The following is a 7614-nucleotide window of genomic DNA, read 5'->3' on the forward strand; positions in this document are numbered from 1 at the left end:
CGATTTTCTATTCTCTGGATGTTTTTGTTGCATACTATTGCAGCTAAGCGCTTTAAGCTCAAATCGTGCGCTCCGTCACGGCGACCTGGGTAATCACATCCCGCAGGCGGTCATTGCCGACCATATATTCCAGGAGTTCATCCGCAGTATCACACCACTTTTCAGTTTGAGCGTTTACTTCCACAGAACCGGCTTGGCATATTACCATGCGCGGAGCCTGGCCTGGCGCTGGACGTACACAGCCAAAACAGCAATAGGAAACACCTTTCCAATCAAATTGAACTTCGCCGCCTCGCTTCATGCGCCACGTAAAGTCGCTGATGGATTGAAAGCGATTTTGTTCTACGCTATTGGATGGTACGAAAGTAGCCATTTTTCTCCTCCTCAAAAATTGTTTTAGTGAATCTTCTTCGTGGCTCAAGTGGGGACCTTGATCATCCCAGATAATCTTATGCCCATGTGGAACATCATGGAATTTGGGTTGTCCATGATTCGTATGATGAATCTCATGATCTGCTTTTCCATCTGATCCAATATATGTTTCTATCAGTTCACCTTTTGTTGTATAGGAGATTTTGATTTCACCCGGTTCTCCTAAAAAACGTTGATCTTGTGGTTTATTGGGGCTTGGCCTCCACCGACCTCCGTAGGCACTGCCGCCGCCTTTGACGACCGGCACATCCATGAATGGGGCAATTATATCATGGGATGTCTCAACCACCGGCCGTTCCGGTGGTATGCACAGGCCCCCTTAGGGCCTTTTACCAGCTGGGCCTATAGGCTCAGCGAGTTTTCTTTCGCTTGCATAAGGTGCCCTACTGCTATTGAAATAGCGGCAGGGTATCTCTTTTTCAGATTTTCGGAACTTGTTAGTTTTCGCTTCGTACGATTTTAATAGTTGTTCCTCGCTTCGCTTGGATATTTTATTCTAGGCATAACTAAAGCTTTTTGGAACCACCGGCACTGCCGGTGGTTTCCTTAGTGCAATGAAAGCAACCTATCTTTTGATTTTCTCAAAAAACAGGTTGCTTTGGTTTGGAGCAACCGCCCACTTTCGAACCCGTCCCCCCTCGCCCTGCAAGCCAGCGGAGCGTTTGCAGGGCAAAAAGCGAAGGAATTCCCAACGGAGCGGTGTTGGGAATTCCTGAGCTGTATCAAGGCAATGAAAATACTTTTCCAGCCAAAGGACTTACCAGAACCAAACCGAAGCCCAGCGTAAGCGGGTTCGGTTTGGAGAGGAGGAGCAGCAAAATGAGTGCGCTCTGACTTTTATAAAAAGTCGGAGCAAGCGATATGTCGCTTGCGGCGACTTGGATTACCCGCCCACTTTCGAACCGCGTCCCCGTCCCTCTCGCCCCGCAAACCAGCGAAGCGTTTGCGGGGCGAAAGCGAAGGAATTCCCTGTCCTGCGTAGTTTTCGCCGCAAGGCGGAAACGGAGCGGTAAGGGGAATTTCTGAGCTGTACCAAGGAGAGAAAAATACTTTTTTACCGTCAGGGTTCAGAGGGAAAGGGCGTGTGCAGGGCTGCTTCACAGAGCATGCCAACGCGCAACTGGGCGAAGGCCATTCCTTTGGAACGCACAACAATACGGCCTTTCGCCTCCATATTTCAGCCGGACGCCAAATGGACGCCAAACTGGGGATCTGTAACTTTTATGCCGCTCGAAAAGTTCAAAAAACCGCCAATTTCTTCCGAAATCAGCGGTTTTAATGTAGCAAGCGGTTAAAATCGTTTTTTTGAGAACCCCGGCTCCCATGCCCCGCTCTCCTGCTCCAGAGCGATCTGCTAATCTCAAAAACCTGCTCAAATAGGATCGATACATTTAGAATACAAGGTCACTCAGTAGACCCTTGAATTCATACCGAGTTGTTTTGTGTTTTTCTTGTTCCTTCGTCCGCACTACCGCTCTTTTCTGGGAATCGTTTTAAACATCTGGCAGGTTTCGGCCTGCCTCCTCCATGAATGACTCGGAGAGTTCAAGAAATTGCACAGGTTCTCCTTCGGCGTCTCGTCCGTGGAACAGGGTGATGTTGGAGAAATAATCATCTTTTATACGTAAGGCATCCCGATATTTTCGACTTGTATTGGTTTCCCAGTGGCGGTATATCTCTTCTGGAAGTTCAAAGCCATAGCACTTTTCTCGATCTCGGAGCACCCAGTAACGCCGGTCATCGTTGCTCCAGTGGATGCTGCATCCGTCATCATAGCTTCGCCCAGATAGGTACGCAACATTTGGTTCCAGCCGAACGAGAAATAGAAGCGTTCCATCATCCAGTAGTCCGATGCTCGTCTTCCTTCGAAGATTCTCAAGTTCTTCCAAAAAACTTTGCAATGTTTCATCATGTATCGAATTCGGATCTACATCGCGGTCACTGTCCCTGATCCATCTCCTGAGACAAGACAGCACGCGCTCCGTAAACGCCGCATCGTTCTTTGCCTGCTGTTCAACGGCCTCTATGTCGGCTCGGATTGCTGTAAACAAACCGCTCTGTGCAAAAGAGAGCAGCGGGATCCGGTGGGCCTGGGCAAAGGCTACGGCTGTATCCTTGAAACCGTCCAACGAGGCCACCGCCACCTGATATAGGTATCGCCTGCGTGTATCGTATTTGGGCCCTTGACGCCGGGGGTGCTGACGGTTTTTTAGCATCTCATCAGTGACGATCTCAAAATGGTTGATGTCCTCCCGCAAACCCAAGGCATTGCGGACGATCGGCAGACCGATAGGGCTGTCATAGCACTTACATTCGACTAGTAGCCTGGTAGGGTAATAAAAAGGTGTCTGAAACAGCGGCCGAAGGAGCACATCCGCATTATGGGGCTGTCCTGCCCCCTGCACCATCAACCCGGCAGTACCCCGGTAAACCAGTGGCTGCTCCTCCTTCACCGGCAGAAATCCATGGCCGATCAAAAGCCGTTGAACAAAGTACTCAAAGAGTTTCCCTTTTACTGCTGTCATGGCAAACCTCCTGCATTTTTCCTACGTTAATTCTTTCTTTTATCTGTAGCACAGAACTTAAACAGCACTTGTTTCCATCCCGTGTTTTTCATATAGATTTTTAATGAAGTTTTCAATCACATTTATTGCTTTGCCAGAATCAATAAATTCATATCCGCCAAAACGATATACTTCATAACCATAAAGCATTAAAGCTCTATCATCCGCTACCATCTCAGCGTATCTTTTCGGAGAGCTACTTCCGTCAACATTAGAATAATGTTGTTTCCCGTCTATTTCTATAACGACTCTCATGTTGCCAGGAAAAAGAATGAGAAAGTCCATACGCTGATGGACATATACTTGTCCATCCCTCATCTTAGCGGTCTTTGGATCGTAATGGCAATATACTTGCGGGATCAATGCAGGAAGATTGTTATTACTCTGTTTATAAATAAAATTATAGTATGTTCGCAGGAATAGGACTTCAGGATCGGAATCTAACGACTGGCTAAGTCTTTTGACTAAGGCTTGTTGAATAGCAAGGTCGTAGTCTTCATTGCCATTATTCCACCAAACAACTAATTCGTGCCAAGAGAGGCCGTTACTTGTGATTGGCGCAGTATAGAACAGGCAATTCTCTTTATCTTGGATAACATTAAGTCTGTTCGTGAGAGCATCTTCAATAACAATGTCAGGCTTTCCGCCAATAGCTCCAAAAATGATATTGCATATCTTACCCTCGACACCGTTTACTGTTTTCTCTATTGTATATATCGGATTGCCAGCAATGCTTTTCTGCGAAAAAAGGCGATAACCACATGCTCCGATAATATGGTTAATCTCTTTGATATAACGGCTTTGACTTTCGGCACTTCGCACTGGTGGATTTACAATGGTCTCTATAAATTTAAATAATTGCCTATCTGGAATATACATAAAATCAAGAATATCTTGAAAAAGTTCTTCGTAAGAAATATCCTCATTCCTGACCATATGCTGCATAATATATTCTCGAGCATTGTGCTGGTTTTTATCCCAGCCAATAATCTGAAGTGTATCAATATTCCAAACAGGGGACAATAATTGGACAATATTTACAGTACCTTCAAGATTTACTTGGGAACACAACCAGTTTAGCAATGTGCGGCGAATAGTCATCGGGACAGCAAAAAAATCGTCATTCAAGAATGGTTCAACTTCGTGAACAAAAGAAGCGTCACAGCCTTCAGAAACAATTTGCCGTACAACATCCTTTATCTGTTCAAAACTCTTCTTTGCAAAACCACTTCTCAAATACACACGCTTACTGTGCGCGGGATTTAGCGTTTTGTCGCATTCAATTCCGTATTTTTTACAGATACCCTCCAACTCGTAGGCTTTCGTACCGTTTGCAAGAAACTCAATGATAATATCCCTTACCTGAGTAAAATCATTCACTTTTCTACCCGCCCTTTACTTGTGCTGAAACGTTCGATACCACTGCACCAGTTCCAACATGAACTCCGGAAATAGCCAAGCCCGGAACATCTCTGCAATTTCTGGATGAGCCGTTGTCCCGCCGCCCTTACCGCGGCTTGTACGCATTCCTAACGCATGCGTAGTGTTGATCCACAGTGAAGGTATCAGTGTGGTGCTGGTGGTGTGCACCATGTGAATCAGCTCATCACAGGCATTCTCTTGAAATTGAGGATTATAAATCTTCTCCCACATCCGTAGATACTCGATGGTGGTATTGCTTCGCATCCAACTTTGGATGAGGTAGCTGGGACTGGAAGTGTTCTTTCCTCTGGCGATTTCCGTCATAGAGTCATAGGGGTTGACTCGCACATCCTCGGCTCGCATCTTGTCTCCAAGAGGGGATGGGAGAAATCCAGGAATCTTTTTGGTATCCAGTTGCTCAAACAGTTTTTCTGAGGACTCATCCGCCTCCGTTTGCGAGATGAATCCTTTCTTTACTGCGCGCCGGAGAATTTTCTCCGTGGATATTTCGTAAGTCCATAGTGCCTCAATCTGTGCTTCTCGATCCGTCATGGCAAATACCCCTCTCTAAGCAAATCTGCGTATAGGGATATTATACCATATAGCCCACTACAAAGATAGACTTAATTCGGCAACAATTCAAGATAGTCTATACTGTCGCAGTTCTATGTGCATGGTTCCGTTCTGTTGCACAGCGATATATCCAACGGATTCCTTTACGGCTTGCTCATCAAAAGTTTCTAATCCTAATCTCTCACAAACTATGCCCTTAATTGTTTCCTCCAGGATCGACGGAGAATGCTTGCAGAACTTCTTTCCATGTTCTACCCGATTGGCACAGCGCCAGACCACCTCGCCGGAAGGCCGTGTGATACGCCGGTAGTTATGCTCGCACTCGGCACAAATCAAAAGGCCGCTCAATACGCTCTGAGAGCTGTACCGGGTGGCCTTCCGATGTTTTGTATTCTCATCAATATTGCTTCGGTTTCCTTTTTCACCTTGCACTATGAAGTACTCATCAAAACTGACAATGGAACCGATATATTTTTTGTTGGAAAGTAGATCACTGATTACTGGTTGTGTCCAGCTCGTCTTGCCTGTTGGAGAGGGGATACCCTGTTGATAAAGAAAATCGGCAATCCTGCCCAGACTCATACCGGAGAGGTATTGCCGATAGATCATTCTCACAATATCCGATTTCTCATTGTCGATGGCAATATGACCATCACTATTGTAACAAAATCCGTAAGGTAGCCTCATGACAATCTCCTTTCGTTATTTTAAAGTCACATATATGGATGTTTCTGCTGCGTTAAATTCTTAAAGGCGAATATATGCACGTTTTACTTGGCAAATACTTCCAAATCGAGGAGCTAATACCTTGATAGCCTAAAAAAACAGTCCTCATCCGGCCAAAAATGAAAGCAACCTGTCTTTTGATTTTCTCAAAAACAGGTTGCTTTGGTTTGTATCAAGGCAATGAAAATACTTTTCCAGCCAAAGGACTTGCCAGAACCAGACCGAAGCCCAGCGCGGCGGGTTCGGTCTGGAGAGGAGGAGCAGCAGAACGAGCGCGCTCTGACTTTTGCAAAAAAGTCGGAGCAAGCGATATGACGCTTGCGGCGACGCACGATAAGCGGTTAAAATCGATTTCTTGTTTACCGGGCCGCGTCCCCCGTCCCCTTTCGCCCCCGAGCCCAGCGAAGCGGTAAGGGGATACCAGTCAACACTATAGATGCCGTCAAGAATTAATCAAATTGTTCTCTCCCAGACTATAACCTGTGTGATGACATCCCGGAGCCGGTCATCGCCAACCATGTACTCTAACAGCTCGTCGGCAGTATCGCACCACTTTTCGGTAGATGCGGGATCATCTATATAAATCTGTGAAATCAGCATCTGGAGCGGAGCATCCGGCGTCTTACGCAGCTTGGGCCAAATCCCAAAGGATTTTCCCCTCCATTCAAATTCCACTTCTCCGCCGCAGTTCACACACCACTTAAAATCGCTGATACTCTTGAAACGATTATCTTCCAAGCTATTTGTTCCGATATCATAAGACATTTTCCGAATCCCCCCAAACCATTTGAATTCCGGCGCTCCGTTTGGATAGTTGATGGGAGGGCCAGGAATAGGGTGACCAGTTGACCAATCAATTATGTGGTCGTGTGGATCCGTGTGAAGATCCGGCCTTCCATGGTCTGTATAATGGCGTTCTGAAGCGGCTCTCCCATCATCACCGATCTTTGTATCACGGTCATATCCTCCGTGCCTGCCTGGCGCATGAGAGGAAATTGTCTGACCAGGTTCGCCCAGAAAACGTTCATCTCCTGGTTTAGCGGGCTGCCAGGAACCCCCGTAGACGCTGCCGCCGCCTTTTACCGCTGGCACATCCAGGAATGGAGCAATTGTATCATACAATGTTCCTGGCTGTCCACCGATTTTGAACGCTTCCAGATCATTCTGACGGAAAGAGCGCTTGTAGCTCATGTATCTCCAGGAGCTGCGTTCATAGTCCACAAATACAATGTCCCCCCTGCATTTCAGGGAATGGTGTGTTATAGCAGATAATTTTCTTAGGTTCAATCCGCCGCAGCATTTCGTTGTACCCGGCCATGAACCATTCCTTCTGATCGCATCTGTTGCCATGCTCTGATGCCATATAGGTAGAAACGGCCACCACGCTGCCCTTTTCAATTCCTTCAAAGCAAAAATCAAAGGTTGATTCATCTCCCCAGTTTACCGTTGGAATCACTCGAATGCCTTTTGACGCCCAATAGGCACCGCACCAACGGTTGCGGAACACATTGTAAAGCTGCATGACCGGGGCCATTTCCAGATACATACTGAAATCCGGCGAGAGGACCGCACGGTATCGGGATAACTTCTCAACGTCATTATCAGGATGTTTCCAGACGCGCTCAAAGCGGTAATCGTACAGAAAGAAATGAACTATGCGGTCGAGATGATTTTGATCTTCCAGGTGGGTTTTATCAAATCCAATCAGAAGAAGATCATCAAAATCTCCAGTGTGCGGCTCGAATTTTGGTATGATGGGTATCTCCCATTTGCCGTTTCCGGGAAACTGATTGCGAAGTAACGTCTGGCTTGTGCGGTAGTGTTAGCGCCGGGCGAAAATCGCCATTCCGGGCCGGGCGAAAATCGCCAATTTTGGCCGGATGAAAATCGCCAATCG

At 46.7% G+C, this 7614-nt stretch carries 6 protein-coding genes and 1 pseudogene; all 7 read right to left on the reverse strand.

Annotation, left to right across the window (positions count from 1 at the left end; translation table 11 throughout):
• Window positions 1–58: 58 nt before the first annotated feature.
• Complete coding sequence (locus Q0Z69_RS11475; RefSeq protein ID WP_298033554.1) at window positions 59–721, reverse strand: hypothetical protein; 663 nt, start codon at window positions 719–721, stop codon at window positions 59–61.
• A gap of 1204 nt (window positions 722–1925) precedes the next feature.
• Complete coding sequence (locus Q0Z69_RS11480) at window positions 1926–2957, reverse strand: hypothetical protein (RefSeq protein ID WP_298033557.1); 1032 nt, start codon at window positions 2955–2957, stop codon at window positions 1926–1928.
• A 57-nt stretch (window positions 2958–3014) separates the two neighbouring features.
• Window positions 3015–4376, reverse strand: a complete 1362-nt coding sequence (locus tag Q0Z69_RS11485; RefSeq protein WP_298033560.1) for a hypothetical protein — start codon at window positions 4374–4376, stop codon at window positions 3015–3017.
• 15 nt (window positions 4377–4391) lie between these two features.
• A complete protein-coding gene (locus Q0Z69_RS11490) occupies window positions 4392–4970 on the reverse strand; it encodes a KilA-N domain-containing protein (RefSeq protein ID WP_298033562.1) in 579 nt (192 codons plus the stop codon).
• 87 nt (window positions 4971–5057) lie between these two features.
• The gene (locus Q0Z69_RS11495; RefSeq protein WP_298033565.1) at window positions 5058–5678 is read right to left on the reverse strand and encodes a recombinase family protein; all 621 of its coding nucleotides are present in this window, start codon (window positions 5676–5678) and stop codon (window positions 5058–5060) included.
• A 492-nt stretch (window positions 5679–6170) separates the two neighbouring features.
• Complete coding sequence (locus tag Q0Z69_RS11500) at window positions 6171–6908, reverse strand: hypothetical protein (protein ID WP_298033567.1); 738 nt, start codon at window positions 6906–6908, stop codon at window positions 6171–6173.
• Window positions 6909–6927: 19 nt separating this feature from the next.
• Window positions 6928–7488 (reverse strand): annotated as a pseudogene (locus Q0Z69_RS11505) (DUF4417 domain-containing protein); the annotation flags it as partial.
• Between the last annotated feature and the right edge of the window lie 126 nt (window positions 7489–7614).

Origin of the sequence: uncultured Dysosmobacter sp. (genome assembly GCF_947631165.1) — a bacterium.
In the GTDB taxonomy this organism is placed as follows: Bacteria; Bacillota; Clostridia; order Oscillospirales; family Oscillospiraceae; genus Oscillibacter.

Coding starts and splice junctions, on each gene's coding strand:
- Q0Z69_RS11480 (WP_298033557.1), bottom strand. CDS start 2,957: ATGACAGCAGTAAAAGGGAAACTCTTTGAGTACTTTGTTCAACGGCTT.
- Q0Z69_RS11490 (WP_298033562.1), bottom strand. CDS start 4,970: ATGACGGATCGAGAAGCACAGATTGAGGCACTATGGACTTACGAAATA.
- Q0Z69_RS11495 (WP_298033565.1), bottom strand. CDS start 5,678: ATGAGGCTACCTTACGGATTTTGTTACAATAGTGATGGTCATATTGCC.
- Q0Z69_RS11500 (WP_298033567.1), bottom strand. CDS start 6,908: ATGAGCTACAAGCGCTCTTTCCGTCAGAATGATCTGGAAGCGTTCAAA.